26 protein-coding genes are annotated in these 24927 nt (G+C 67.1%); 11 read left to right on the top strand and 15 right to left on the bottom strand.

The annotated features are described in order from the left end of the window. The first annotated feature begins 102 nt into the window (after nucleotides 1-102). Complete coding sequence (locus tag AC6JAM_RS06795) at nucleotides 103-882, top strand: putative protein N(5)-glutamine methyltransferase (protein ID WP_497935929.1); 780 nt, start codon at nucleotides 103-105, stop codon at nucleotides 880-882. A 147-nt stretch (nucleotides 883-1029) separates the two neighbouring features. Here AC6JAM_RS06795 and AC6JAM_RS06790 read toward each other — a convergent pair whose 3' ends face one another. From AC6JAM_RS06790 to AC6JAM_RS06740, 11 genes are all read right to left on the bottom strand, one after another. Beyond that, on the bottom strand, nucleotides 1030-2049 hold the full coding sequence (locus AC6JAM_RS06790) for an HNH endonuclease signature motif containing protein (RefSeq protein ID WP_497935927.1): 1020 nt from the start codon (nucleotides 2047-2049) through the stop codon (nucleotides 1030-1032). Between the two features lie 901 nt (nucleotides 2050-2950). Then, on the bottom strand, nucleotides 2951-3364 hold the full coding sequence (locus AC6JAM_RS06785) for a YtxH domain-containing protein (RefSeq protein WP_497934327.1): 414 nt from the start codon (nucleotides 3362-3364) through the stop codon (nucleotides 2951-2953). Between the two features lie 126 nt (nucleotides 3365-3490). Next, nucleotides 3491-3757 (bottom strand): GlsB/YeaQ/YmgE family stress response membrane protein, encoded by a 267-nt coding sequence (locus AC6JAM_RS06780; RefSeq protein WP_018769627.1) that lies wholly within the window; start codon nucleotides 3755-3757, stop codon nucleotides 3491-3493. A 132-nt stretch (nucleotides 3758-3889) separates the two neighbouring features. Continuing rightward, nucleotides 3890-4723, bottom strand: a complete 834-nt coding sequence (locus AC6JAM_RS06775; protein ID WP_497934326.1) for an aldo/keto reductase — start codon at nucleotides 4721-4723, stop codon at nucleotides 3890-3892. 35 nt (nucleotides 4724-4758) lie between these two features. After that, on the bottom strand, nucleotides 4759-6315 hold the full coding sequence (locus tag AC6JAM_RS06770) for a long-chain-fatty-acid--CoA ligase (protein WP_497935925.1): 1557 nt from the start codon (nucleotides 6313-6315) through the stop codon (nucleotides 4759-4761). A gap of 23 nt (nucleotides 6316-6338) precedes the next feature. Beyond that, complete coding sequence (locus AC6JAM_RS06765; protein ID WP_018769630.1) at nucleotides 6339-7535, bottom strand: acetyl-CoA C-acetyltransferase; 1197 nt, start codon at nucleotides 7533-7535, stop codon at nucleotides 6339-6341. A 31-nt stretch (nucleotides 7536-7566) separates the two neighbouring features. After that, entirely contained in the window at nucleotides 7567-8823 is a 1257-nt protein-coding gene (locus AC6JAM_RS06760) for an acyl-CoA dehydrogenase family protein (protein ID WP_497934325.1), read from the bottom strand. Between the two features lie 118 nt (nucleotides 8824-8941). Next, nucleotides 8942-9652: a TetR/AcrR family transcriptional regulator gene (locus AC6JAM_RS06755; protein ID WP_497934324.1), complete on the bottom strand. Its 711-nt coding sequence runs from the start codon at nucleotides 9650-9652 to the stop codon at nucleotides 8942-8944. A gap of 80 nt (nucleotides 9653-9732) precedes the next feature. Further along, complete coding sequence (locus tag AC6JAM_RS06750) at nucleotides 9733-10755, bottom strand: SDR family oxidoreductase (protein ID WP_134166056.1); 1023 nt, start codon at nucleotides 10753-10755, stop codon at nucleotides 9733-9735. Further along, nucleotides 10749-11720 (bottom strand): aldo/keto reductase, encoded by a 972-nt coding sequence (locus AC6JAM_RS06745; RefSeq protein ID WP_056391073.1) that lies wholly within the window; start codon nucleotides 11718-11720, stop codon nucleotides 10749-10751. Before AC6JAM_RS06745 ends, AC6JAM_RS06750 begins: the two co-directional genes overlap by 7 nt. A 49-nt stretch (nucleotides 11721-11769) precedes the next feature. Further along, nucleotides 11770-12603: an aldo/keto reductase gene (locus AC6JAM_RS06740; protein WP_056391069.1), complete on the bottom strand. Its 834-nt coding sequence runs from the start codon at nucleotides 12601-12603 to the stop codon at nucleotides 11770-11772. Between the two features lie 212 nt (nucleotides 12604-12815). Here AC6JAM_RS06740 and AC6JAM_RS06735 point away from each other — a divergent pair, with 212 nt between their 5' ends. Together AC6JAM_RS06735 and AC6JAM_RS06730 are read left to right on the top strand one after the other, a co-directional pair. After that, a complete protein-coding gene (locus tag AC6JAM_RS06735) occupies nucleotides 12816-13715 on the top strand; it encodes a helix-turn-helix transcriptional regulator (RefSeq protein WP_056391093.1) in 900 nt (299 codons plus the stop codon). A 140-nt stretch (nucleotides 13716-13855) separates the two neighbouring features. Further along, nucleotides 13856-14062 carry a hypothetical protein gene (locus AC6JAM_RS06730; RefSeq protein WP_018769637.1) on the top strand — a complete coding sequence of 69 codons (207 nt, stop codon included), beginning with the start codon at nucleotides 13856-13858 and terminating at the stop codon, nucleotides 14060-14062. A gap of 82 nt (nucleotides 14063-14144) precedes the next feature. Here AC6JAM_RS06730 and AC6JAM_RS06725 read toward each other — a convergent pair whose 3' ends face one another. Continuing rightward, nucleotides 14145-14357, bottom strand: a complete 213-nt coding sequence (locus AC6JAM_RS06725; protein ID WP_018769638.1) for a dodecin — start codon at nucleotides 14355-14357, stop codon at nucleotides 14145-14147. 97 nt (nucleotides 14358-14454) lie between these two features. Then, nucleotides 14455-15159: a FadR/GntR family transcriptional regulator gene (locus AC6JAM_RS06720; RefSeq protein WP_018769639.1), complete on the bottom strand. Its 705-nt coding sequence runs from the start codon at nucleotides 15157-15159 to the stop codon at nucleotides 14455-14457. 174 nt (nucleotides 15160-15333) lie between these two features. Here AC6JAM_RS06720 and AC6JAM_RS06715 point away from each other — a divergent pair, with 174 nt between their 5' ends. The 7 genes from AC6JAM_RS06715 to AC6JAM_RS06685 all read left to right on the top strand — a co-directional run bounded on the left by AC6JAM_RS06715 (nucleotide 15334) and on the right by AC6JAM_RS06685 (nucleotide 22495). After that, the gene (locus AC6JAM_RS06715) at nucleotides 15334-16812 is read left to right on the top strand and encodes a four-carbon acid sugar kinase family protein (protein ID WP_497934323.1); all 1479 of its coding nucleotides are present in this window, start codon (nucleotides 15334-15336) and stop codon (nucleotides 16810-16812) included. Between the two features lie 51 nt (nucleotides 16813-16863). Continuing rightward, the gene (locus tag AC6JAM_RS06710) at nucleotides 16864-17763 is read left to right on the top strand and encodes an NAD(P)-dependent oxidoreductase (protein WP_497934322.1); all 900 of its coding nucleotides are present in this window, start codon (nucleotides 16864-16866) and stop codon (nucleotides 17761-17763) included. 163 nt (nucleotides 17764-17926) lie between these two features. Further along, the gene (locus tag AC6JAM_RS06705) at nucleotides 17927-19393 is read left to right on the top strand and encodes a GntP family transporter (RefSeq protein WP_056391061.1); all 1467 of its coding nucleotides are present in this window, start codon (nucleotides 17927-17929) and stop codon (nucleotides 19391-19393) included. Next, nucleotides 19393-20256, top strand: a complete 864-nt coding sequence (locus tag AC6JAM_RS06700; RefSeq protein ID WP_497934321.1) for a class II fructose-bisphosphate aldolase — start codon at nucleotides 19393-19395, stop codon at nucleotides 20254-20256. The genes AC6JAM_RS06705 and AC6JAM_RS06700 overlap by 1 nt, the downstream gene beginning before the upstream one ends. 59 nt (nucleotides 20257-20315) lie before the next feature. Further along, complete coding sequence (locus tag AC6JAM_RS06695) at nucleotides 20316-20720, top strand: DUF1304 domain-containing protein (protein WP_497934320.1); 405 nt, start codon at nucleotides 20316-20318, stop codon at nucleotides 20718-20720. 89 nt (nucleotides 20721-20809) lie between these two features. Beyond that, nucleotides 20810-22150 carry an acyltransferase family protein gene (locus AC6JAM_RS06690; RefSeq protein ID WP_224084223.1) on the top strand — a complete coding sequence of 447 codons (1341 nt, stop codon included), beginning with the start codon at nucleotides 20810-20812 and terminating at the stop codon, nucleotides 22148-22150. 15 nt (nucleotides 22151-22165) lie between these two features. Continuing rightward, on the top strand, nucleotides 22166-22495 hold the full coding sequence (locus tag AC6JAM_RS06685) for a GNAT family N-acetyltransferase (protein ID WP_018769646.1): 330 nt from the start codon (nucleotides 22166-22168) through the stop codon (nucleotides 22493-22495). A gap of 6 nt (nucleotides 22496-22501) precedes the next feature. Here AC6JAM_RS06685 and AC6JAM_RS06680 read toward each other — a convergent pair whose 3' ends face one another. Then, a complete protein-coding gene (locus tag AC6JAM_RS06680) occupies nucleotides 22502-22831 on the bottom strand; it encodes a hypothetical protein (protein WP_224084224.1) in 330 nt (109 codons plus the stop codon). A 164-nt stretch (nucleotides 22832-22995) separates the two neighbouring features. Between AC6JAM_RS06680 and AC6JAM_RS06675 the strand changes: the two genes are divergently transcribed. Continuing rightward, on the top strand, nucleotides 22996-23769 hold the full coding sequence (locus AC6JAM_RS06675; protein ID WP_018769648.1) for an SDR family NAD(P)-dependent oxidoreductase: 774 nt from the start codon (nucleotides 22996-22998) through the stop codon (nucleotides 23767-23769). Here AC6JAM_RS06675 and AC6JAM_RS06670 read toward each other — a convergent pair. Beyond that, on the bottom strand, nucleotides 23737-24852 hold the full coding sequence (locus tag AC6JAM_RS06670; protein ID WP_497934318.1) for an FUSC family protein: 1116 nt from the start codon (nucleotides 24850-24852) through the stop codon (nucleotides 23737-23739). The two genes, AC6JAM_RS06675 and AC6JAM_RS06670, sit on opposite strands and share 33 nt — an antisense overlap. Nucleotides 24853-24927: the final 75 nt, after the last annotated feature.

The following is a 24927-nucleotide window of genomic DNA, read 5'->3' as shown; positions in this document are numbered from 1 at the left end:
ACGCCCGTCTTCCCACCGAAAGGCGTTGCTGTGCCCCCTCTCGACTCACGGACTGCCGGCAGTCCTGCCCCGTCGCCGGTCTTCGAAGGCATTGTCTCCGCATTGCGGTCCGCCGGCTGCGTTTTCGCGGAGGAAGAGGCCCGCCTGCTGCTGGCGGGGGCCTCACTTCCCGGCGACTTAGCGCGAAATGTCCGGCGCAGGGTGGAAGGCGTCCCCTTGGAACTCATCCTGGGCTGGGCCGAATTTGCGGGCCGGCGCATTCTGGTGGAGCCCGGTGTCTTCGTGCCGCGCCGCCGTACCGGGCTGCTGGTAAATGAGGCCCTCGCCCTGCTGCCGGCGACGTGGCCGGAGGGGCCCCGGCGGAAGCCCGCTGTTGTAGTGGACCTCTGCTGCGGGTCCGGAGCCGTGGGAGCGGCCATTGCTCATGAGGCGCCATGGACGGAGGTGCATGCGGCGGACATCGATCCTGTGGCCGTCCGGTGCGCCAGGCGGAACGTCGGGCCCGTGGGCGGCCAGGTTCACGCGGGGGACCTGTTTGATGCCCTGCCGCGTGAACTGCGTGGCCGCGTCCGGGTGCTCGTGGTCAATGCTCCCTACGTGCCCACGGAGGCAATCCGCACCATGCCCCCCGAAGCGCGGTTGTACGAACCTGCGGCATCCCTCGATGGCGGTCCTGATGGACTGGACTTCCACCGACGCGTCGCCGCCGGGGGCATCGGATGGCTGGCTCCCGGCGGGCACCTGATCATCGAAACCAGCCAGCGGCAGGCATCCGGCACCTCCGCGATCCTGGCCGCCGCCGGGTTCGGCACCCGGACAGTCCATTCGGAGGAAGTGGACGGCACCGTGGTCGTCGGGCTTGCGCGGGCAGAGACGCGCTGACTCCGCTCTTCGCTCCCCAGTCGCTTCCCAGTGTTCGGCCTGCCTGCTGAAGGGCCGAGCCAGCTGTGTCCATCCCGCCGCCATACCTTCACGTGACGGTCTTCGTAGGGCGTCGGAAGAACCCCAGGACCGGCCCGTCTGCGTTATCTATTCGTCTTGGGGTTGGGGTGGTGGTGGTTTGAAGTAGTGGTTTTGTTGGGGTTTTTGGATGGGGTCGATGTGGGGTGGGGGGATGAAGGTTGGGGTGTGGTTGGTGGTGGTGATGGTCCATTGTTCTTTGTGGATGAGGTGGTGGTGGTGGCTGCAGAGCAGGACGCCGTTGTTGGTGGTGGTGGGTCCGCCGTGTGTCCAGTAGGTGATGTGGTGGGCTTCGCACCAGGGTGCGGGGATGGTGCAGTTGGGGAAGGCGCAGCCTTGGTCTCGGGTGGTGAGGGCGGTGCGTTGGGCGGGGGTGAAGAGGCGGGTTTTGCGGCCGAGGTCGAGGATTTCGCCGTTGGTGCCCAGGAGTGCGGGGATGATGTCGGCGTCGCAGGCGATTTTGCGCAGGGTGGTGGCGGCGACGGGGCCGGTGAACGCGAAAGCCCCGGTCCCTGCCTCTGTCCCTGTGCCTGTCTGTGTCCCTGGTGGTGCGGGTATTCCCGGCCGTTCTCCTGTCGCTGTTGCTGTGGTGTGGGTGGGGAAGAGGTCCCGGTAGTGGATGGTGGCGATGATTTGGGGTTTGTTGCCGCCGGTGGTGGGCAGGGTGTTGGTGGCGAGTGCGGTTTTGGCGGCGGTGATGATGCCGTCGAGTTGTTTTTGGGCGCGGGTGCGCCGGTCCAGGTCCGGCAGGTCGGGCGGGGCCGGCTGGGCGGTGTGGTCGGTTGCGTTGTTCGCCGTTGGGATGTTCCCGGTGCCGGTGCCAGTGCTGGTGTTTGGGGTGGTGGTGCGGGGGTTGGTGGCGGTGTTCATGACGGTGAGGAGGTGTTCGTATTGGTCGGTGGTGGCGAAGATTTCGAGGTGGTGCAGGCCGTGGCGTGGTTTGCGGATGAAGGCGCCTTGGGTGTGGCGGAGGGCTTCTTCGGTGGGTTCGGTGCCGTCGGCGTCGATGGTGTCGGTCCAGCGTTGGGCCAGGCGGGTGAGGAAGTCGGGGTCGGTGGTGGTGGCTGCGGTGGTGAGGTGCTCTTCGATCCGGTCCAGGGTGTGGGGGTGGTGTGGTGTTGGAGCCGGTCCAGGGTGGCGTTGATGAGGGTCGCGGCGTGGGAGGACACGGCCGGTGCCTGGAGGGTTCCGGTGGGCGGTTGCGGGGTCCTGTCCGTGGCGGGGTGGGGTGCGAGGGCGGTGGCGAGGTGGGGCCGGGTTGGCGGGAGTGGTTCGCCGGTGAGGCTGGTGCGGGGCAGGGTGTGCTGGGCGAGGGTGAGGCGGCGGCGTGCTTCGCGGATGGGGATGCGGAGCCTGAGGCGGAGGAACTCTGCGGTGTTGCGGCAGCCGTCATCGGCAGGGGAGGGCACGGCAGGGTGGGTGGTCCTGACCGCGGCCTGGGTGATGGCTTGGGTGCGGGTCCGGTCCACAGTCAGGGCTGAGATGAGTTGCAGATACTCCACGGTGCGGGCAAGGTTCTCGACCCGGGCGGCGTAATCGGCGGCCTCGACATAGGTGGCTGCTGCCAGGAGGTCCGGGGCGGCCAGGGCGGCGGTGGCGAGTTCTTCGGCAAGTGCCCCGAGGATGGCAGGGCCGGATCCCTCCCCGCCGGGGACGGCGCGAAGGCGGGCCGGACTCGTCCGCCGGCTGCCGGCGTCGTCAGCGTTCCCGCCGAGCAACCCACCGTATAACCCGCCGAACGGCCCGTCCAGCTGCTCCCCAATGGCCTCCATAACCCAACTCTGCCAGCCACCACCGACAATCAAGAGCCCCCAAAACCCCTATGTGGAAAACCCGGCAGGGCGGCAATGCAGGCCGCGTTAAACGCTGCCGGCCGCCGCGTCCCCCAAGGATCGCGACGGCCGGCAAGGCGATTCAGTTGTAGCACAAAGCCCGCATCTTCCCATGTCATACGCACTTCCATGCGTAATGATGAGGGCGGAAGCGGGAATCAGGCCTTTGTGCCCGTCCCGTCGGACGTACCAAGGTTGGTGGTGTCCGGGTGCGTGCTGTGGGCCGGGATGTGGTCTTCGCCCAGGCTGTTGGCATCGCTCCCTACGGAAGAGGTGGTGGGAGTACCTGTGGAAGGCCCGGATGACTGGCTTCCGCTGGAGCTGCCCTCCCGGTGCATCGCAGAGCCAATGACCGTGCCTGCCCGGCGTGCGGCTTCACCCAACTGGTCCGCAACCTCGGGAGCCTTTTCCTTGATGGCCTCGGTGGCCACGGATACCTTGTCCTGGACCGGCTTGCTGTCCCAGATGCCGGCTGCCCGGGCCTTGAGCTTGTCATAGGCGGCACGGCCTGACCGCGAGCCGAGGACATAACCTGCGGCAACGCCTACACCCAAAAGAAGCTTGTTTTTCACGATGAACTCCTGCTCTGCGAGAAGGTTGTCAGTCCCGGCCGGCGTATCGGGCGCCCGTTACCGGAGAAAAAGAAAGCCGGCCTGGGGATGGTGTCCCCAGGCCGGCTTCCTGGCTTGCCCCTACAGTTATCCGCGGGCGCTTCGCTTGGTGACCATGCCGTAGATGGCAAGGACGATCAGCGAGCCGACGATCGCCAGCAGCCACGTCTGGATCGAGAAGAACTCCTGCAGTCCGCTGCCGAAGATCATTCCACCCAGCCAGCCACCGAGGAAGGCGCCAACGACGCCCAGGATCAAGGTGATGACCCAGCCGCCACCCTGCCTGCCCGGGAGGATCGCCTTAGCGATCGCACCAGCAATAAGTCCGAGAATCAGAAATGCAATAAATCCCATTTGTTGCTCTCTTCCTGCTTAGAGGAGGCCTCCGGGTTCCGGAGGCACTTCATCCTTCTGCCCCAATAGTAATCATGCTTACTATCTATTTGCCAACCCCGTTTTTGGAAAAAGGTGCAGTTCAGGAGTGTTTTAGTGCCCGGTTTTGTCTGAGTCGTTGCCCGCGCCGGGGCCCTCGTCGAGGATCGATAATTCCGCTAGATCCTGCGGGTCCAGGGCGAAATCGAACACGTCCAAATTCTCTGCCATCCGCTCCGGGGAAGCGGTCTTGGGAATCGTTACCAATCCGTTTTGTATGTGCCACCGAAGGACCAGTTGGCCGGGTGTTTTTCCATGCTTTTCGGCCAACTGGGTAAGGATGGGAGCACCCAATAAGCTGGCGCCCGATCCGCCAAGCGGGCTGTAGGATTCCGTGACAATCCCGTGGCGTGCGTGGAATTCACGTTCTGCGGTTCGGGTGATTGCGGGGCTGAGCTGGATCTGGTTCACCGCCGGAACCACATCAGTCTCCGCCATCAGCCGTTCCAGGTGCGCGGGCTTGAAGTTGGACACCCCGATGGACCGGACTTTCCCCTGTGCCTGCAGCCGTTCGAACGTCTGCCACGTGGAGACATACTGGTCCCGTCCCGGCAGCGGCCAGTGGATCAGCAGCAGGTCCACATAATCCAGCCCCAGGCGCTTCAGGGATCCATCCAGGCCCGCCACAGCGCGGTCGTGGCCCTGGAATTCCCCGTCCAGCTTGGTGGTAATGAAGAGTTCGCTCCGGTCCACCCCGCTGGCGCGGATGCCGTTGCCCACGCCGCGTTCGTTGCCGTACTTCACGGCGGTGTCGATGTGCCGGTAGCCGGCTTCCACGGCGTGTACGACGGCGGCAGCCACCTGTTCGTCGTCCAGCGGCCAGGTGCCAAGCCCCAGTTGCGGAATCCTGTTGCCATCATTGAGGTCGATGAGGGGTGCAAGTGTCATGCCATCAGTCTGCCCTCCCACGGCCGTTCCTGTCCCTAGGCGGGCTCCTCAGCCAGCTTCCGCTTCAGAATCTTCCCGCTGGGCCCCAGCGGGAGTTCGGAAAGAATCCTGATCACCCGAGGGTACTTGTACGCCGCGAGCTGGTTGCTGGCGAAATCCATCAGCTCCGTGTCGCTGACGGTTGCCCCGGCATCCAGCACGATCGCCGCTGCGATTTCCTGCCCGTGGACGTCATCGGGGATGCCGTAGACGGCAGCACTCACCACAGCCGGGTGGGTCAGCAGGATTTCCTCCACTTCCCTGGGATAGACGTTGTATCCGTTGCGGATGATCATGTCCTTCTTGCGGTCCACGATGGTGAGGTAGCCGTCGTCGTCCTTCGTCCCCAGGTCACCGGTACGGAACCAGCCGTCCACCACCGCCTCCGCCGTTGCCTCCGGGCGGTTCAGGTACCCCTTCATCAGCAGGTGCCCGCGGATGACGAGTTCACCGAGTTCCCCGTTGGGCAGCAGCTCAATGCTCTCCACCGTCTCCGGGCGGGCGATTTTGATGTCGACGCCCCAGATCGGGATCCCGATCGTTCCGGGCCGCGGCGCCGTGCCCACATGGTTGAAGGCCGCCACCGGGGAGGTCTCCGTCAGGCCGTAGCCCTCATGGATTTCCACCCCGAAGACGTCGCGGAACTTGTCCATGACGGCCAGTGGAAGCGATGCTCCGCCGGAGATGCCGTAGCGGAGCGCCGTGGGCCGGTCCGGCACCGTCTTGGCGGCTTCCAGGAGCGCCACATACATCGTCGGTACGCCCAGGAAGATGTTGACGTTGTGCCGTGCCAGCAGCTTCAGGGCGTCCTCGCCGCTGAAGCGCGGCATAAGCACGATGGTGGCCCCGGCGCGCAGTCCGGTGTTGAGGACCACGGTCTGTCCGAAGGTGTGGAAGAGCGGCAGTCCGCCGAAGAGGACGTCGCCAGGCCGGAAGTCCATCACGCTGGTCAGCAGGACACTGGTTTGTTCCACCAGGGCGAAGTGCGTGCCCAGCGCGCCCTTCGGTTTACCGGTGGTGCCCGAGGTGTACAGGATGGTGGCTGTATCCGACGGGCGGCACGGCTCATACGTCCGGATCGGCTCGGTGCGGGCGGCCTCCGCTTCCAGGCGGGGGAACCCGCCGTCGTCGGGAGCCATCACGGTCAGCACGTCAATGCCGTTGGCCGCCGCGCCGGCGGCCCCCTCCGCCAGCAGGGGAGCGGCGCAGACCAGCAGCTTGGAACCGCTGTCCTGGAGGACGTACTCGATTTCGCGTGCCTTCAGCAGGGCATGCACCGGGACAACGATGGCGCCGAGCGACAGGATGGCGTAGTACACCCGGGCGAAGTCCGGGACGTTGGGGATCAGGACGGCGACGGCGTCTCCCGGGCCGATGCCGCGGGCCCGCAGGGCTCCGGCGTAGGCCCGGGTCTGGCTCCAGAGGTCGGCGTAGCTGACCTGGTCCTCCCCAACGACGAGGGCAATGCTGTCCGGAGTCCTTTTGGCTGATTCAGCCAGGACGGCTGCGACGGAGATGGTGGCGAAGCCGTCGGCGGAGTGGGTATTGGTCATGGCGTGCTTCTTCGGTGGGAGGGTCATGCTTTGAGGATGAGGGCGTCGCCCTGTCCGCCGCCGCCGCAGAGGGCCACGACGCCGGTGCCACCGCCGCGGCGCTTCAGCGCCAGCGCCTGGTGCAGCACCAGGCGTGCGCCCGAGGCGCCAACGGGGTGGCCCAGGGCGATGGCACCGCCTTCGGCGTTCACGGCTTCGGGGTCGATGCCCAGGTCGTTGGCGGACTGGATGAGGACCGAGGCGAACGCCTCGTTGATTTCCACCAGGTCCAGTTCCTGGACCGTGAGCCCCTCGTCCTTGAGGGCGCGTTCGATGGCCCGGGCAGGCTGGGAGTGCAGGGATCCGTCCGGTCCCGCCGTCTGGCCGTGTGCTCCGATCTCGGCGATCCACTCCAGCCCTGCGGCAATGGCGGCCGCCTTGCTGGCGATGACCAGGGCTGCGGCGCCGTCGGAGAGGGGAGACGATGAGCCGGCGGTGATGGTGGCCGTCTCCTCCTTGGAGAACGCAGGGCGGAGCTGCGCCAGTGATTCTGCCGTGGTTTCCGGACGGATGCCCTCATCGTGTTCAAGCGTCACGGCAGGGCCCTTCCGCTGGGGCACCTGGATGGGGGCGATTTCCTCGGCCAGCACCCCGGCGGCCCGGGCCGCTTCGGCGCGCTGGTGGGAGCGGGCCGCCACGGCGTCCTGCCCGGCACGGGTGATCCCGCGCTCGGCGTTGCCGGCGTCGGTGGCCTCGCCCATCAGCTTGCCGCTCACGGGGTCCTGCAGCCCGTCGTGGTTCAGGGAGTCGAGCATGGGAGCGTCGCCGATGACGACGCCGGCGCGAAGCCCGGGGACCAGGTGCGGTGCGTTGGTCATCGACTCCTGGCCGGCGGCGACAATGAAGTCCGCTTCCCCCGTGCGGATCATGCGGGCGGCGTCGATCACGGCCGTGAGGCCGGACAGGCAGAGCTTGTTGATGGTGATCGTGGGAACGTCCCAGCCGATTCCGGCGGCCAGGCTGGCCTGCCGGGCGGGGCCTTGCCCGGCACCGGCCTGGATGACCTGCCCCACGATGACGGCGCCGATCTGCTCCGGGGCAACGCCTGTCCGTTCGAGGGCCGCCCGGATGGCGTGGGCGCCGAGCTGGCTGGAGGAGAAGGGCGTGAGCCCGCCGCGGAACCGCCCGAACGGGGTTCGGGCGCCGCCCAGGATGACGGGGATGTTGGCGTTCTGGTTCAAGAACAGTCCTTTCGGGGATGCGGGGCGGAGATCAGGCGAAGGCGGACATGCCGGTGATGCCCCGGCCGATGATCAGGGCCTGCACAGTCTCGGTGCCTTCGTAGGTGTGGATGGCTTCGATGTCGGCCAGGTGCCGGGCCACGCGGTTTTCCAGCAGGATGCCGTTGCCGCCCAGCAGGTCGCGCGCATTGGACGCTATGCCCCGGGCGGTCCGGGTGCAGGTGTACTTGGCCAGCGACGCCTGCTCCGGGGTGAGTAATCCGGCGTCGTCCAGCCGTGTCATCTGCACCACCATCAGTTGCATGGTGGCCAGTTCGCTGAGCATCCGGGCCAGCCGTTCCTGCACGATCTGGGAGGCGGCCAGCGGCCGCCCGAACTGCTTGCGCTGCCTGGCGTACTGCACGGCAGTCTCGTAGCAGGCGGTGGCGTGCCCGACGGCGGACCAGGCCACGCCCAGGCGGGTGGCCAGGAGGACGCGGGCTGTGTCCTTGAAGGTCCGGGCGCCCGGCAGGACGTTCCCTTCCCGGACAAAGACGTTTTCCAGCCTGATATGGGCCTGCCAAATGGCGCGCAGGGCCAGTTTGCCCTCGATTTTGGTGGCGGTGTAGCCGGGGGAGTCCTGCGGGACCAGGTAGCCATGGACCTGGCCGTCGTCGCCGCGGGCCCACACAACGGTGACGCCACCTACGGAGCCGTTGCCGATCCACTTCTTTTCGCCGTTGAGCAGGAAGCCGCCGTCGGTACGGGTCGCCGTGCTTTCCAGGGCCACCGAGTCGGAGCCGTGGGTGGGCTCCGTCAGGGCAAAAGCGGCGTACTCGCTGCCCCTGGCGATCGGCGGGAGCCAGCGCTCCCGCTGCCCGGCAGATCCGCATTCCGCCACGGACCGCAGGGCCAGGCCGCCCTGGACAGCGATCATGGTTGCCACGGAGCCGTCACCGCGGCTGATCTCCATGTTTACCAGCCCGGCGGCCATGCTGCTCATCGGCGCGAAACCATCAACCGCCACGCCGTCCCGCAGCAGGTCCAGTTCGCCAAGGCGCCGGAGCAGGTGCAGCGGGTACTCGCTGCGTTCCCAGTAGCCGTCGATGACGGGGAGGACCTCATCCTGGACGAAGCGGCGGGCCCGGTCCCAGTACGCGCGGTCCTCATCGCCGATGCGGGTGAAAACGGATGCGGGGTCAGTCCCGAGGGCCTCGGTCAGAAAGTAGTCCGGCTCCATGGTGCCTGCAGGAAAGCCTGCGGGGCTTTCGGTGCGGCCGGACACGTCGGTCCGCGACGTCGTCGTCATTAATCTGCATCCTTTGAATCAGTGGCGGGAAGCATGTGGCTTGCACCACACCGACTAAGGATGCCTTGAAACTCAGTTCCACGTCAAGAAACTGGGTACCACGGAGGGATGCAGCGGACTAGGGAAGGGCGTCGAGGACGGCCTGGGCGATCGCCTCCCTGCCGGCCTGGCCCGGGAGAACGGTGACGACGACGGTCGGCGCGGGTTGGGCGGTGGCGGCGGCACCAAGGAGTGCAGGCCGGAACGTTTCTGAGAGGGCACGAAGTTCGGCCGCGAGGGCTGCAGCCCTTTCCCGGTCCCCAACGTCGGTTTCCCCGGCGCCGGGCGAGGCGCGCAACCACTGCCGCAGGAAGGCGTTGTGCACGGCCACCACGGCTGCGGCGAAGGCCACGGCCTTGTATCCGCTCCGCTGGTCCTCCGGCAGCCTGTCGTTCAAGTATTTCAGGAATGCCCGCTCGTACCGGTGCGACGTGACCAGTTCGCGGTCCCTGAGGGCCGGAACCGCCTGCAGCAGTCCATACCGGGCCCGGGACGTATCGCGGTTCCGCATATGGTGTTCGAAGACCAGCAGTGCCGCGTCCGCGACGGCGGCCAGGGGCTCGAGCCTGGATTCCGCGAGCCGGTCATTCACCTGGCGCAGGATCCGTTCGTGGTCGGCGAAGACCACGTCCTCCTTTGACCCGAAGCGTCGGAAGAACGTGCTCCGGCTCATGCCCGAGGCCTCGGCAAGCTCCTCAACGGACGTTGCATCGAAACCCTGCGAGGCCAGGAGCGCGATGGCGGCGGCGACAGGCTTATCGACGGGCTGTTCGGAAGGGGGCAACGTCATGCGCCGAAATTAGCACAGCCGGCAGGCATCGCTGGCCCGCCGCTGGATGCGGCGGCCCCAGCGATACCGGCGACGCAGGCTCAGGCGCCCTGGCGGGACCAGCCGGTGAGCTTGTCCGAAAGCTGCATATAGGCTTCGTCCACCTGCTGCAGCTCCGGGTGGCTGTCGTACCAGTCCACAATTTCCCGGGCCCCGTCCGCGAACGGGATGGTTGCGGTGTAGTCCGGGACCAGGGACTTGATCTTGGTGTTGTCAAAGACCACTGAATGGGACCGGTCGCCCAGGAGGTTGGAACCGAGTTCCTGGTCATGGGCGGCGATGGTCTCGGACGCCACGTGCACCAGTTCCGGCTCCCGGATCCCAGCTGCCCGGGCGAACAGCCGGTAGATCTGGTTCCAGGGCAGGTACTCGTCAGAGGTGATGGTGTAGCTCTCGCCCACCGCCTGCGGCCTTCCGAGCAGCCCGACGAACGCCTTGGCGAAGTCCTTGCTGTGCGTCAGCGTCCACAGCGAGGTGCCGTCGCCGTGGACCATGACGGGCAGGCCGCTGCGCATCCGGTGGATGTCCGTCCAGCCGCCCACCATGGCGATCTTGGTGCGGTCGTAGGTATGCGACGGCCGGATGACTGTCAGGGGGAAGTCCTGCTCCCGGTAGGCCCGGAAAAGCAGTTCCTCGCACGCGATCTTGTCCCGGGAGTACTGCCAGAAGGGGTTCTTCAACGGCGTCGACTCCAGGATAGGCAGCCTGGTGGGCGGCTTCTGGTACGCGGAGGCGGAACTGATGAAGACGAACTGGCCAGTCCGCTCCCGGAACAGGTCCATGCTTGTTTGCGCCTGGTCCGGGGTGTAGGAGATGAAGTCCGCGACGGCGTCGAACTCCCTGCCTCCCAGGACCTCCCGGACCGACGCCGCATCCCGGACGTCCGCGTGCAGCACTTCGGTCCCGTCCGGGACCGGCCGGGTGGACCGGCCCCGGTTCAGGATGGTCAGCCGGTGGCCGAGCTCGACGGCCCGTTCCGCCGCCGCGGTGCTGATGACGCCGGTGCCGCCGATGAAGAGGATGCTCCGCGGCGCCACCGTATCGGCAACAGGCGGGGTTACCACGCGTAGTCTTCCGGCGCCGTGCGGTGTCCCGGGAAGATGTCGTCCAGCCGCTTGAGCGCGTCGTCATCGAGGGAGACGTCCAGGGCGCGGATGGCGGCGTCCAGCTGTTCCTGGGTGCGCGGGCCGACGATCGGGGCGGTCACGGCAGGCTGGTGCAGGAGCCACGCCAGGGCAACGTCGCCGGGCTCATGGCCCAGTTCATCGGCGAAGTCCTCGTACTGGCGGATCTGGTCCTGGTGCTTCTTCAGGGTTTCGGCCGCCCGTCCTTCGGTCCGCCGCACGCCCTGGCGTTCCTTCTTCAGCACACCGCCCAGCAGCCCGCCCTGCAGGGGCGACCAGGGGATCAGGCCGAGGCCATATTGCTGTGCCGCCGGGATGACTTCAAGTTCCACCTGGCGCATGAACAGGTTGTAGATGGACTGCTCGCTGACCAGGCCGGTGTAGTTCCGCCGGCGGGCTGCTTCCTGGGCCTGGGCGATGTGCCAGCCGGCAAAGTTGCTGCTGCCCGAGTAGAGGATCTTCCCCTGCTGGACGGCAACTTCGATGGCCTGCCAGATCTCGTCCCATGGCGTATCACGGTCAATGTGGTGGAACTGGTACACGTCGATGTAGTCGGTCTGCAGCCGCTTGAGGCTCGCATCCAGGGCCCTGCGGATGTTCAGTGCCGAGAGCTTGGATTCATTGGGCCGGTCCGTCATGGTGCCGTACAGCTTGGTGGCCAGCACCGTGTGTTCGCGGCGCTCGCCACCCTTGGCGAACCAGCGCCCAATAATTTCCTCGGTCCAGCCGCGGTGGTCTGCACCGCCGTACACATTGGCGGTGTCGAAGAAGTTGATGCCGGACCCGTGCGCGGAGTCCATGATGCTGTGGGCGTCCGCTTCCTCTGTCTGAGGCCCGAAGTTCATGGTGCCCAGGCAGAGGCGGGAGACTTTCAGGCCGGAGCGGCCAAGGTGCGTGTACTGCATGGAAAATCCTTTCGGTGGCGGAGCGTTCCGGTGGCTGGGTTGCCGGACGCTACATCTGGGTGAAGGCGGCGACGGCGGGATCGGACCCGATGCGGGCACCGGACTCCAGTGCCGTGATGGCGGCCAGTTCGTCCTGGGAAAGCTGCAGGGATGAGGCTGCGAAGTTTTCCCGGATCCTGTCCGGGTTCGCCGACTTGGGAATGACGATGTTTCCGCCGGCAAGGTGCCAGGCGAGCACAACCTGGGCTGCCGTGGCGTTGTGGGCATTGGCGATTGCCGTGACGGCGTTTCCGTTCAGGTCCCCGCCCTGCCCCAGCGGACTGTAGGCCTCCACCGCGATGCCCAGGCCCCGGCACTTGGCTGCGAGGTCCACCTGCTGGTAGCTGGGGTGCAGTTCGATCTGGTTGACGGCCGGAACGGTTTCAGCCGACTGCAGCAGTGTGTCGAGGTGGTCGGAGAGGAAGTTGGAGACGCCGATGGCGCGGATTTCCTTGTTCTCGTACAACCGCTCCATCTCCTTCCAGGCCTGGACGAAGAGCCCCTGTGAGGGGACCGGCCAGTGGATGAGGTAGAGGTCGATGAAGTCCAGGCCCAGTGCCTTGCGGCTGTTCTGGAACGCTTCCTGCGCCCGGCCCTGCTCGCCGTTGCGGAGTTTGGTGGTGACGAAGATGTCCTCACGTGCTATCCCGGTGGCGGCAAGTGCCGCCCCAACCCCTGCCTCGTTGCGGTAGGCCGCGGCGGTGTCAATGTGGCGGTAGCCCGCTTCCAGCGCGTCCTCCACGGTCCGCTGGGTGTCCTCCGGAGGGACCTGGAAGACGCCGAAGCCAAGCTGCGGGATGGTGACGCCATTATTCAGGGTCAGGTTCGGGGTCAGCTCTGACATGGTGTGCTCCTTGGAAAGTCTGGTGCTGGGATTTAGGGCCGGGTGGTGCGGGGGTATGACGCCGTCCAGAAAGCGGTTTCCACCGGCTCACTCCCGAGCCTATGCACTTTTCGCCATCAAGTCAGCAGGCAAGGCTGTTCCTGTTTTTCCTAGGACTGCCAGTCCTACCTTCGTTGTAGAGGAGGGCAGTCATCGCAGGCAGAATGGTCTGCATGGGTCAAAGCGCGGAGTTCGGAAAGTTCCTCAAAGCCATGCGGTCCCGGTTGAGCCCGGACGTTGCCGGAACGGGTCCCAGCACCGGGGCCCGACGGGTTCCGGGGCTGCGGCGGGAGGAGGTGGCGCGGCTTGCCGGCGTCAGCACCGACTATTACGTGCGGCTGGAGCAGGGGCGGAACATCCACCCCTCGCGGACGGTCCTGGATGCAGTGGGCAGGGCGCTGCGCCTGGACAGCAGCGAACACGCGCACATGCTGGACCTGCTGGAGAACTGCGCCGGCGCTCCCCGCGAACCCGGCGCGAACACTGCGCAGGGTGTCCGCCCGGCGCTGCGCCAGCTCCTCGACGCCGTGGGGGAGGTGCCCGCGATGGTGCTGGGCCGGCGCAGCGATGTCCTTGCAGGCAACCGGATGGCCTTCCTGTTGTTCACGGACTTCCCTGCACTGCCGCCCGCGGAGCGGAACCTGACCCGCTGGACCATCCTGGACCCCGCAGCCCGGGAACTGTTCAGGGACTGGAAGACGGTGGCGGCGGAGGCCACGGGATCCCTTCGGCTGGACGTGGGACGGCACCCCAACGACCCCCAGGCCAGCCACCTGGTGGGCGAGCTCGCGGTCCACAGTGAACACTTCCGCCAGTGGTGGGCCGGGCACCGGGTGGCCACCCGCTCGGCCGGCACCGTCCGGCTGCACCATCCCGCGGTAGGGGACCTGGAGCTGAACTTCGAAAACCTTGTCCTGCCGGAGGATCCTGATCAGACGCTGCGGGTGTACTCCGCGCGGCCGGGATCGCCGTCGTCGGACGCCCTTGCCCTGCTGGGCAGCCTTGGCGCGGGGACGGACGTCCGCCCGGACCGCGACCCCGCGGCGGTGGGCGAAAGCGGTGAAGCGGGCTGAAAGCCGCCGTGCTCCTGTACATTCGTCCAGCGAAGGGCGGTGATTCTGGCCAGCCGCCCATTGGCTGTTGACCAGGCGTTTCCTAGGGTGGGAGTACACGTTTTCCCTGCCCAGTCTTCACACCCAGGATGGTCTCAACGATGAAACGCATCGCCCTGCTGAAGGAGCGCCAGGCGTCCGCCGGCGCCGCTTCCACCGCCACCGGTTCGCACTGCCCGGTTTCGGGTCTTTGGAGCCCGGACCTCGATCCGCACACGGTCCTGTCCTTCTTTGAGGGCCACGTTTTCCCCGCGTTCGACGGCGTCCCAACAGTCTGGCGGCGGCGCAGCCAGGGCACAGCGAACTAGGGCGCCTTAAAGCAGAACTGACCCGCAGTCACCGTCGTTGAAACCAGGTTTCGCGACGATGGCTGCGGGTCAGTTGCTTTAGTCAGTGCTCTTCCAGGCGGAAGCCAATCTTGATGGTGACCTGCCAGTCTGCGATCTTCCCGTCCTCCAGGTGGCCGCGGACCTCCTTGACCTCAAACCAGTCAAGGTTCCGCAGGGTCTGGGATGCCTTGGCAATACCGTTGCGGACGGCGTCATCCACGCCCTGGGTGGAGGTGCCGACAATTTCAGAAATGCTGTACGTGTGGTTGGACAACTTCGCTCCTCGTGATCATCGTTGCTCCCGGTTGCGGGCCGTCCCTGAAGCCTAGTGGGACTGCGGGAGCGTTGAACAGACCCTGTCCACGCGCCGGCTACTTGGCTTCCAGCACCAGTTGCTTCAGGTCGTCGAGGGTTTGCTGCATGTGGGCGTCCATGGCCTGGCGTGACCTGGCTGCATCGCGGGACTCCAGGGCCTCGGCAATGTTCTGGTGATGGCCGATGGCGTGCTCCTGGATTGCCGGAACGGCAGAGGTCTCAGTCCGGCGCTTTTCCAGCACGCGGTGCAGCGGCTCGAACAGGACCGATACGAAGACGTTCCCGGATGCGTGCAGGATGACGTCATGGAAGGCCAGGTCTGCCTCCACGAAGGCCGCGACGTCGTTGATGCTGTGGGCGGCCTTCATTGCCGCGATGTAGTTGAAGAGGGCCTTGATGTCCTCCTCGGCGATCCGTCCGGCCGCAAGCTCGCAGGCTCCCGTTTCGAGCATCCGGCGGAGTTCGATGAGCTGGATGGAGGCGTCTGCATCATTTTTGCCCTCGGACGCGGCCCGGAGCACGGCTTCCAGCGAAGCCCAGCGGCTCAACGGGTTGACGAATGTTCCCCGGCCCCGCTCCACGCTCAGGATGCGTTGGGCCTGCAGCGTCTTCATGGCTTCGCGGACGGTCATTCGGCTGACCTCGTGGCGGGCACTCAGTTCGTGCTCGCCGGGAACGGTGGAACCGGGTGGAAACTCGCCTTCGATGATGCGGTCCAGCAGTTCGTCCGCAACCACGCCTACCAGTGACTTCCGTGCCATGTTGCCCCCCGATCCCTGTGCCCGGCCGACGCCTGGCGGATATGTCAGACAAGTGTACTTGCGCGTCCGTATGCCGTGTGCCACACTAACATTCAAATGCAAGATGTCAGACATCTTACAGTTACCCTTACATCAGGATCCGTCCGCCCGGATCGCTACACAACGGAGTGCACTGTGACGCTTGAAGCAGACGTTCTGGCCGCCTACCCGGCTGACATGGAGATCCCCGCCGGGCTGGTTGCCGGCGCGCTGGCCGCTTCCAACGCGGAGGTTCCCCGTGTCCTGGTAGTGCTCGACGACGACCCGACCGGCACGCAGTCCGTGGCGGACCTGCCCGTTCTCACCCGCTGGGACGTGGAGGACTTCACCTGGGCCTTCGGCCAGGACAAGCCCGCCGTCTACGTCCTCACAAACACCCGCAGCCTCGACCCGGCAGAGGCCGCGGCCCGCAACGGCGAAGTGGTCCGGAACGCCCTGGCAGCAGCAGGTTCCGGCCTGCGCCTAGGCTTCGTCAGCCGCAGCGACTCCACCCTCCGGGGCCACTACCCGCTGGAACCGGACGTCATCGCAGCCACTGTTGCCGCCGTGAGCGGGGAAACGACCGACGGCGTTGTCCTGGTTCCCGCATTCCCCGAGGCCGGCCGGCTCACCATCGGCGGCGTCCACTACATGCGCGGCACCGGCAACGCCAAGGGCACCCTGGTCCCCGTCTCCGAGACCGAGTTCGCCAGGGACGCCTCCTTCGGCTTCAGCACATCCGTCATGGCCGACTACGTGGCGGAAAAGTCGCAGGGCAGGTTCCCCGCAGACTCCGTGATCGTCCTGGACCTGAACATCATCCGTGCAGGCGCCGCCGCGCAGGACCCGGCCATCTCCGCCAAGGCCATTGCCGATGCCATCGAGCCGGCCACCGACTCCACGCCCATCGTGGCCGACATCGTCACCGAGAACGACTTCCGGGCACTGGCCCTGGGCCTTGAAGAAGCGGAACGCCGCGGCAAGAACCTCCTCTACCGCGTCGGCCCCCCATTCGTCCGCGGCCGCATCGGCCAGGAAATCCGCACCGCGCTCACGGCCGAAGAGGCCTATGCCGGCAACACCCCGTCAGAGGCGGGCGGCCTGATCGTGGTGGGCTCGCATGTTGGCCTCACCACCCGGCAGCTGAACGTCCTCACGGCCCAGCACAGCTCCGCGCGCATCATCGAGATCGACGTCGAAAAGCTCCTCGGCGCCGAACCGGACGCCAAGGCGCACCTGGACCAGACGGTGGACGCCGTCGTGGACGCCCTCCGCGCCGGTGACGTCATCGTCCACACCAGCCGCCTGCTCATCAAGACGGACGACCCCGCCGAGAGCCTGCGGATCGCCCGGACCGTCTCCGCCGCCGTCGTGGACGTGGTCAACCGGACCCTGAAGACCTTCCCGCCGCGGTTCGTCATCGCCAAGGGCGGCATCACCTCCTCCGACGTCGCGGCCCACGGCCTGGAGATCCGCCACGCCATTGTCCGCGGCCCCATGCTGCCCGGCATCGTCAGCCTCTGGGAACCGGTGGACGGACCTGCCAAGGGCATCCCGTACATCGTGTTCGCCGGCAACGTTGGCGACGACGACTCCCTGGCCCAGGTCACCAGCAAACTCAGCAACACCTTCTGATCCCCACCCGGCACGAACCCTGATTCCCGCAAGAATTCAATGGAGAACACCATGACCAGCAATTACACCGTCACCGTCCTGGGCCTTGGCGCCATGGGCCTGCCCATGGCCACCCGCCTGGCATCCCAGCTGACCGTCCACGGCTTCGACATCGCCGGGCCCCGCCTCAAGCTGGCGGAAGAAGCCGGCATCGCCACCTTCACCACGGCACGCGAAGCCGCCAAGGGCGCCAACGCAGTCCTTCTGGCCGTCCGCAACGGCGAACAGCTCAACGACGTCCTCTTCGGCGAGAACGGCGTGGCCTCCGTTCTCGAGCCGGGCGCCGTCGTGATCCTCGGCAGCACCGTGGGCACGGACGCCATTCCCGCCACCGTGGCCAAGCTGGCCGAATACGGCGTGGACCTGGTGGACGCCCCGCTGTCCGGCGGACCCAAGCGCGCCGGCGAAGGTGACCTGCTGATCGTCGTGGGCGCTTCCCCCGAAGCCCGCGAGAAGGCCGCCCCGGCCCTGGACCTGCTGGCCTCCACGCTCACGGTGGTGGGCGACAACCCAGGCGACGGCCAGGCCCTGAAGACCGTCAACCAGCTCCTGTGCGGCGTGCACATTGCCGCTGCCGCCGAGGCCCTGGCCCTGGCCGACGCGCTGGGACTGGACCAGGCCAAGACCCTCGCCGCCCTGGAGGCCGGCGCCGCAGGTTCCTTCATGCTCTCCAACCGTGGCCCCCGCATCCTTGAGGCCTACGACGAGGACGGCGCCGAGGTCCTGTCCCGCCTGGACATCTTCGTCAAGGACATGGGCATCGTGGGCAAGGCCACCCGTGCCGCCGGCCTGGCAGCCCCCGTTGCCGCCGCCGCCGAGCAGCTCTACCTCCTCGGCCAGGCCCAGGGCCTCGCCGCCGCCGACGACTCCGCCGTCATCAAGGTCGTTGCGCCCACAAAGCGCACCAAGTAGGCCCACCCGGCAGTAGGCCCCCAAACGGTGCGACGACGGCGGTCCCCCCTCCGCCGTCGTCGTACCTCCCAGCGCTGCCGGCTTTGTTCCGCAGCGTTCCATCCCCGCCGTAAGACCTGATGCCCGTCTGCCCCGGACGGCACGTCAAAGGAGACATTTTCCCGTGAACCACCTCATGACCCCGCTGATACAGCGGGCGGCCGACGCCCCGGCCATCAAGCCCGCCGTTGAGCTGGGCACCCCGGTACTGCTCACCATCGCGGCGGTGGGCATTGCCATCCTGCTGGTGATGATCATCCGCTTCAAGATCCAGGCCTTCGTGGCCCTGCTTACCGTCAGCATCCTGGTTGCCGTGGCTGCCACCATCCCGCTGCAGGACATCTTCACGGTGGTGTCCGGCGGCGTGGGCAGCACCATGGGCAAGGTGGCCATCCTGATTGCGCTTGGCGCCGTGCTGGGCCGGATGATCGAGGTGTCCGGCGGCGTCCAGTCCCTCGCGGACCACTTCACCCGCAAGCTGGGCGCCAGGCGGGTGGCCGTAGCGCTCACCGCCGTCGGCTTCCTGGTGGCCATCCCCGTCTTCTTCGAAGTCGGCATCATCGTGCTGGTGCCCATCGTGTACGCCTTCGCGAAGATCGCCAAGGTCCACCCGGTCAAGTTCGGCCTGCCCATGGCCGGCATCATGCTCGCTATCCATGTGGCAGTCCCGCCGCACCCCGGGATTGTGGCCGGTGCGGGCGTGCTCGGTGCCGACATCGGACTCATCGCCCTGATCTCCCTGCTGATCTGCATCCCGCTGGGCTTCCTGTCCTACTGGGTTGCCGCCATCATGAACCGCAAGGACTACGAACTGCTGCCCGCCGTCAAGGCCCAGGTGGAGGAGTTCGGCTCCGACTCGCTGGTCAAGGTGGGCCACGACGGCCCCGGTGCCGCCGCCATCGCACCTCCCCGGCCGGCCCTGATCATCTTCCTGATTGCCGCGCCCATCGTGCAGATCCTCCTGGGTACCGCCGGCACCCTCATCCTCCCCAAGTCCCACCCCCTGTATGGCCTGGCGTCCTTCGTTGGCAACCCCTTCCTGGCGCTGCTGGTGGCAGTAGCGCTGTCCTTCTTCCTGCTGGCCGTCCGCCGCGGCTGGTCCTTCAAGGAAACCGGCGAAATCTTCGAAGGCTCCCTGCCCCCCATCGCCTCCATCCTGATGGTGGTGGCCGCCGGCGGCGTGTTCGGCAACGTCCTGCAGGTTTCCGGCATCGGTTCCGCGCTCTCCAAGACCCTGGACACCCTGGGCGTACCCCTGCTGCTCCTTGGCTTCATCATTTCGCTGGCGCTGCGTGCGGCCCAGGGTTCAGCCACGGTGGCCATCGTGACCACCACCGGCCTGCTGTCCGCAGCGGTCAGCGGCGGCGGCTACAGCCCGGCGCAGATCGCCGTGATCGTGATCGCCATCGGCTTCGGCGCCCTGGGCCTGTCCCACGTGACGGACGCCGGCTTCTGGGTTGTGGTCCGCTACTACGGGCTCACCGTTTCCGACGGCCTGAAGACCTGGACCGTGCTGACCACCGTCCTGGGCCTGGCCGGCTTCGCGCTGACCTTTGTGGCCTGGATCCTGGTGGGAGGACTGGGCGCCTGATGCAGACCCGACTGGACCACCTGGTCACCTCCGCCCTGCAGCAGGGTTCCGCGGTACCCGCTTTCACCTGCTACGACTTCACCACCGCGCTGGCCGTGGTGGGCGCCGCAGAGGAATCCGGCCGGGGCGTAATCCTGCTGGTGGCACCCAAAACCGCCGCCACCGCGAACGGACTCCGGCTCATCGCGGCGCTGCGCGGCCTGGCCGACGCTGCCGCGGTGCGTGTCGCGGTGCAGCTCGACCACGCCTCCGACCTCAAGGTCATGGCCGACGCCGTCGCGGCAGGGGCGGATTCCGTCCTCGCCGACGGTTCATCCCTTCCGTATGAGGAGAACATCTCACTTGTCCGGGCGGCCCGGGCCCTGCTGGGCGCCGACGTGGTGCTGGAAGCGGAACTGGGCGGCCTGGCGGGCGACGAGGACCGTGCCTTCTCGGCCGAGCAGCCGGCAGGCCGGACAGGCGTGGACGTGGCAGGGCTGACGGACTCGGCGCAGGTGGAGGACTTCGTAGCCCGCACCGGTGCGGAACTGCTGGCAGTGGCCGTTGGAAATGTCCACGGCAAGTACAAGGGTGAGCCGCGGCTGCGCTGGGACGTGCTGCAGGACATCGCGGCGCGGGTCCACATTCCGCTGGTCCTGCACGGCGCCTCCGGCATCCCCTCCGGGGAGCTCGTCAAGGCTGCGGCCATGAACGTGGGCAAGGTCAACTTCAACACCGAGCTCCGGACCGGGGTGCTGGCCACCCTCCAGGACCAGCTTCCCGCCCACCGCGCGGACGGGGAGAACCTGCAGGGCCTGCTGGCCACCTGGAACCGGTCGGCCAAGGGCTTTGCCGCCACCACGCTGGCCACGCTGGCACGCTGACGTCGCAGCAGGCGCCGCCGCTGGATTGGCGGACCCCACAGGGAGGCTAGGATCAAGCAATGGTCCTGGCCTCCCTTCTTTCTGCCTTCCTCGCCGGCGCGCTGCACGTCTTCATCTTCACCATGGAGTCGCTGACCTGGACACGTCCTGCCACCTGGAAGCGCTTCGGCCTGGCCTCCCAGTCCGATGCCGAGACCACCAGGCCCATGGCCTACAACCAGGGCTTCTACAACCTGTTCCTGGCCATCGGGGCATTCATCGGCATAGGACTCGTGGCGCTTGGCGGCCCGGGATCGGCGCAGGACGTGGCAGGGTGGACGCTCATCTTCAGCTGCTGCGGCTCCATGCTGCTGGCGGCCGCCGTCCTGGCCTTGACCGGGCGAAAGTACCTCCGCGCCGCCCTGACGCAGGGCACCACACCGTTGGTCGCCGTCGTGCTGGGACTCCTGGCAACGCTGCAGTAAGGATCCACAACCGGCTTAAGTCCTTAAATCCGCGCGGCCGCCGGGGGCACAATGGTGGCATGGGCAGCGTCAAGTCCTTATAGGCCCCCATGGGAAGCGCCGGGACGCGGGGGACAGTAACCGGAACGGACACGGCAGACCGTGATCCGGCCATCGACCTTGTCCGCTTGGTCTGCCTGGTCCTGGTGGTGGTGGGGCACTCCATGATGGTCAGCCCGGTCCTGCACCCTGATGGGACCGTGACCACCGAGAACACCCTGGCCGAGCAGGACTGGTTTGAGCCCGTCATCTGGATCTTCATGGTGATGCCCCTGTTCTTCGTCACCGGCGGCATCACGGGCCTGCAATCCTGGCGCCGGCTCAAGGCAGGCGGCGGGACGGCGGCCCAGTTCATCCGTGCGCGCCTCCTGCGGCTGGTCCGCCCGGCCACGGCGCTGCTGGCAACCATGGTGGCGGGCCTGTCCGCGGCAGCCGCGCTGGGCGTGGACCGGCAGGTGGTCCAACTCGTGGCCACCGGGGCGGGCATGCCGTTGTGGTTCCTGGCAGCCTACCTCGCGGCGCAGTTGAACATTCCAGTCCTGGCGGCGCTCCACCACCGCGCGCCCTGGCTGACCCTTGCGCTGCTGGCCGGCCTGGTGGTTGCCGTGGACTGCTTCAGGGGGGCGTTGCCGGACCTTGCCAATGTCAACCTGGTGTTCGTGTGGTGCGCCGTACAGCAGCTGGGTTTCCTGGCCGCCGATGGCTACCTGGCCCCGCTCTCCCGCTCCGGACTTGTGGGCGTCGCGGTGGCGGCACATCTGCTGCTGGGGCTGGTGACGGGGCTGGGCCTGTACCGCGGCAACATGCTGGTCAACCTCAACCCGCCCAACCTGACCCTGGTGATCCTGGGCGTTTCCCAGCTGGCGGTGATGGAACTGGCGCGGCCCGTCCTGGCACCCCTCGCCGGGATCCGCTGGATCGCCCGGCTCCTGCAGCTGGCGGGTGCCAGGTCGCTGACGGTCTACCTGTGGCACCTGCCCCTGTTGGGCGCCATGTCCGGGTTGCTGCTCCTGACGCCGGTCCCCAAACCGTCGTCCGGTACCGCTGGATGGTGGTGGTCGCGCCCGCTGGTGGTCCTTGCGCTGGTCCTCCTGCTCCTGCCGGCGACCGCAGCCTTTGGCCGCCTGGAGGAACGGACGACGGCGCCCCAGGCCTTCCGCTGCAGGCCCGCCGCCGCCGGGGCCGCCGTCGTGGTGGTCTTTATTCCCGTGGCGGACGCCGCCCTCAACGGCCTCTCACTGGGCCTGCTGGCAGCGGGTACCGTGTGTTTCACCGTGGCGATCCTCCTGCTGGGCGGTTTGCCGCTGCGGCGGCGGAGAGCCGTCCCCGGGGGCCGGAAGCGGGGTCCGGGGAAGAGGGGCCCACGGGGCATTGCCAGCGGCGTGAAGTAGTGCCAGTGTCGAACCATGACCGAGAACACCGCGTCCACGGAGGACACCTTCACCGCCAATGTCTCGCTGCAGCGCAATGACGCCGAGCACCGGTATGAGCTTCTGGTGGATGGAAGGCTGGCTGTCAAGGCCTTCTTCCGCGACCTTCCCGGGCACATCGACTTCACCCACACCGAGACCGGTGAGGAGTTTGAAGGCCAGGGCCTTGGCAAGGTCCTGGCGCATTTTGCCCTGGACGACGTGGTGGCCACCGGGAAGCGCATCATTCCGCACTGCCCGTTCATCTCCAGCTACCTCCGCAAGCACGAAGGCTACGGCCAATTCGTCGACTGGCCGGAACGCTGAGCGGAACTAGCTGGCCAGGGCCTGGTCGGTGACGGGCATGGCGGCGCCGGGATCGTCGATGGTGAAGCCGCAGGCGCACCGGTAGGTGACTACGCTCTCCGGGACGGACCCGGGCCGCATGGCAACGATGGAGTTCCCGTCGACGTAAACGGGCTCCCGGACCGGCATCTCCGCATGGTCTACGCGCTGCATCGGCATACGGCAGTGCATGCGGGAATTCAGGGTCATGAGCAGCCCAGCGTCCACGGGTACGGGTACGGTGGTGGCCAAGAGCTGCCCAGCTGCCTCGCTGCGTTCCCCAAACGCCGTCAGCTGGTTTTCCGGTGCGGTGGTCATTATGTTCTTCCTTGGGCTTTTCACGGAACCGCCGGCGTTGGCAGCCCCGCCGCGAACTGCTTGCGGAGGTTCATCTACGCCATAAGCAAAGCATGCTTACTAAATAATGCACAAGTCAGGGCCGCCCATACAGTGGTTGTCCATCCCGTGGTTAGGCTTGCAGCATGACGCCTACCACCTCCCGAACCACAGCACTCGTCACCGGGGCCAGCGCCGGGCTCGGCCACGAATTCGCCAGGCAGCTTGCCGCCCAGGGGCATGACCTGGTCCTGGTGGCGCGCAACGCGTCGCGGCTGGCGGAAACAGCAGAGGACCTCCGTCGCCGGTACGGAATCACGGCTGAGGTGCTTCCCGCAGACCTGACGGACGATGACGACGTTGCCGCCGTCGTCGAACGCCTGGAAGACACCAGCCGCCCGGTGGGAATCCTGGTGAACAACGCAGGGATCGGCCTGCTGCACAACTTCGAGGACAACCACGCGGCAGAGGAGAAGAAGCACCTGAAGCTGCACACGGAAACGGCCATGGTGCTGACACATGCGGCGCTCAAAGGCATGCTGGAGCGCGGGCAGGGCAGGATCATCAACGTGGCCAGCGTGGCGGCGTTCCTGCCGCGCGGCACGTATTCGGCGGCCAAGGCCTGGCTGGTGAGCTTCAGCCGGTGGGCCAACCTGGCTTACCGCAGCCGGGGCATCAAGGTCACGGCGGTCTGCCCCGGCTTCACCCACACCGAGTTCCACGACCGGATGGGGATGGACAAGTCCGTGGCCCCGTCCTGGACGTGGCTGCGGGCGGATCGGGTGGTCCGTGAAGGGCTGGCGGACAACGAGCGCGGCAAGGCCGTGTCCATCCCGTCCAAGCGCTACAAGGTGGTGGCAGCGGTGGCCAAGGTTGCTCCGGCGCGGCTAATGGCGGGGCCGGCGCGGAAACCGAAGTAGCGCCGGGAACGCGGCAGGCGTGCGGGCGCCGGGGCGGCGGACAGCCACCACCACCAGGATCCCCAGCAGTGCGCCCACCAGTGTTTCCACCGCTCGCTCAAGGATCAGGACCTGCGGTTCGGCAGGGAAGGCCAGCTGGGTCATCAGCAGAATGACCGGCGTGAACCAGACCATCGCCAAGCCATAGTGCCGGGTCATGAACAGCTCGGTGGCGAACTGGAAGAGGATGACCAGCAGGGCCAGCACCGTGGCGTGGTGCACCGGCTCCTCAAAGGCGGGGTAGAGCGCAGCGAGCGCCCAGGGGCCCGGAAGAATGACGACGGCGGTAACCGCCAGGCCAAGGAACGTCCCCACGATGCGGTGGACACCGCGCCGGACGCTGCTGGGCAGGTCTGCGCCGGCGAGCGGTACGGCGGCTGCGGCCATGGCCCAGTGCGGGTGGCCGCTGCCGCTGATGACCCCCACGGTCCCGGCAGCACCGACGGCCAGGGCGTACCTGGCAGCGTGGACGGCCAGTTCGCGCCGTCCCGCCGACGAGCGGGCCGGCACGCTCCTGGTGGCGCCGGGTTTCCAGGCCCTCCGGCGCATCCAGCCGCTGAAGCCGATCAGTATGGAGAAGAGCGCGGACCCGCCCGCGATGAGTATGGCGGCGTACCAGGGGACTGTGGTGGGAACGGAGGCGCAGGCACCCAGGGCAAGGATGCCGAAGAAAGGCCCGTTCGGTTTCAGGTGTACCCGGTCCGAGTACACCGAGCCCACTCCAGCCAGCGTGGCTTCCACCGCCACCAGCCACCAAGAGTGGATGTGGTTGATGGACAGCGTCACCCCCACGGCTACCCCGGTGAGCAGCACCAGGGCGGCCTGGCCCTGATGCCGGAGCCGCAGCTGGTGGGGTTCTGACCGGCCGTACATGCCGGTCAATGCGCCGAACACGGCGTAGATCATGAGGTCAGTCCGGCCCGCGGCCAGCAGGAGCAGCGACGGGACCGCCACGCTGAGGGCCACGCGCAGGGCGGCAAGATGGTCGTTGTTGGCAGGTTCAAGCCGGTGCAGCGCGCGGACCTGTTCCATGACGCGCTTCATTTTCCCGACCTGTCCTGTCCTGTTGTCCTGCAGCGGCCCGGGGGCCTTTGGGAACGTATCACCGGCACCGGACGG

Source organism: Arthrobacter sp. GmRoot5-12 (genome assembly GCF_059739365.1).
This window is presented reverse-complemented; position numbering and strand designations above follow the sequence as displayed.

Coding starts and splice junctions, on each gene's coding strand:
- AC6JAM_RS06780 (WP_018769627.1), bottom strand. CDS start 3,757: ATGGGATTTATTGCATTTCTGATTCTCGGACTTATTGCTGGTGCGATC.
- AC6JAM_RS06775 (WP_497934326.1), bottom strand. CDS start 4,723: ATGACACTTGCACCCCTCATCGACCTCAATGATGGCAACAGGATTCCG.
- AC6JAM_RS06770 (WP_497935925.1), bottom strand. CDS start 6,315: ATGACCAATACCCACTCCGCCGACGGCTTCGCCACCATCTCCGTCGCA.
- AC6JAM_RS06760 (WP_497934325.1), bottom strand. CDS start 8,823: ATGACGACGACGTCGCGGACCGACGTGTCCGGCCGCACCGAAAGCCCC.
- AC6JAM_RS06755 (WP_497934324.1), bottom strand. CDS start 9,652: ATGACGTTGCCCCCTTCCGAACAGCCCGTCGATAAGCCTGTCGCCGCC.
- AC6JAM_RS06745 (WP_056391073.1), bottom strand. CDS start 11,720: ATGCAGTACACGCACCTTGGCCGCTCCGGCCTGAAAGTCTCCCGCCTC.
- AC6JAM_RS06740 (WP_056391069.1), bottom strand. CDS start 12,603: ATGTCAGAGCTGACCCCGAACCTGACCCTGAATAATGGCGTCACCATC.
- AC6JAM_RS06735 (WP_056391093.1), top strand. CDS start 12,816: ATGGGTCAAAGCGCGGAGTTCGGAAAGTTCCTCAAAGCCATGCGGTCC.
- AC6JAM_RS06730 (WP_018769637.1), top strand. CDS start 13,856: ATGAAACGCATCGCCCTGCTGAAGGAGCGCCAGGCGTCCGCCGGCGCC.
- AC6JAM_RS06720 (WP_018769639.1), bottom strand. CDS start 15,159: ATGGCACGGAAGTCACTGGTAGGCGTGGTTGCGGACGAACTGCTGGAC.
- AC6JAM_RS06710 (WP_497934322.1), top strand. CDS start 16,864: ATGACCAGCAATTACACCGTCACCGTCCTGGGCCTTGGCGCCATGGGC.
- AC6JAM_RS06700 (WP_497934321.1), top strand. CDS start 19,393: ATGCAGACCCGACTGGACCACCTGGTCACCTCCGCCCTGCAGCAGGGT.
- AC6JAM_RS06695 (WP_497934320.1), top strand. CDS start 20,316: ATGGTCCTGGCCTCCCTTCTTTCTGCCTTCCTCGCCGGCGCGCTGCAC.
- AC6JAM_RS06690 (WP_224084223.1), top strand. CDS start 20,810: ATGGGAAGCGCCGGGACGCGGGGGACAGTAACCGGAACGGACACGGCA.
- AC6JAM_RS06685 (WP_018769646.1), top strand. CDS start 22,166: ATGACCGAGAACACCGCGTCCACGGAGGACACCTTCACCGCCAATGTC.
- AC6JAM_RS06680 (WP_224084224.1), bottom strand. CDS start 22,831: ATGACCACCGCACCGGAAAACCAGCTGACGGCGTTTGGGGAACGCAGC.
- AC6JAM_RS06675 (WP_018769648.1), top strand. CDS start 22,996: ATGACGCCTACCACCTCCCGAACCACAGCACTCGTCACCGGGGCCAGC.
- AC6JAM_RS06670 (WP_497934318.1), bottom strand. CDS start 24,852: ATGAAGCGCGTCATGGAACAGGTCCGCGCGCTGCACCGGCTTGAACCT.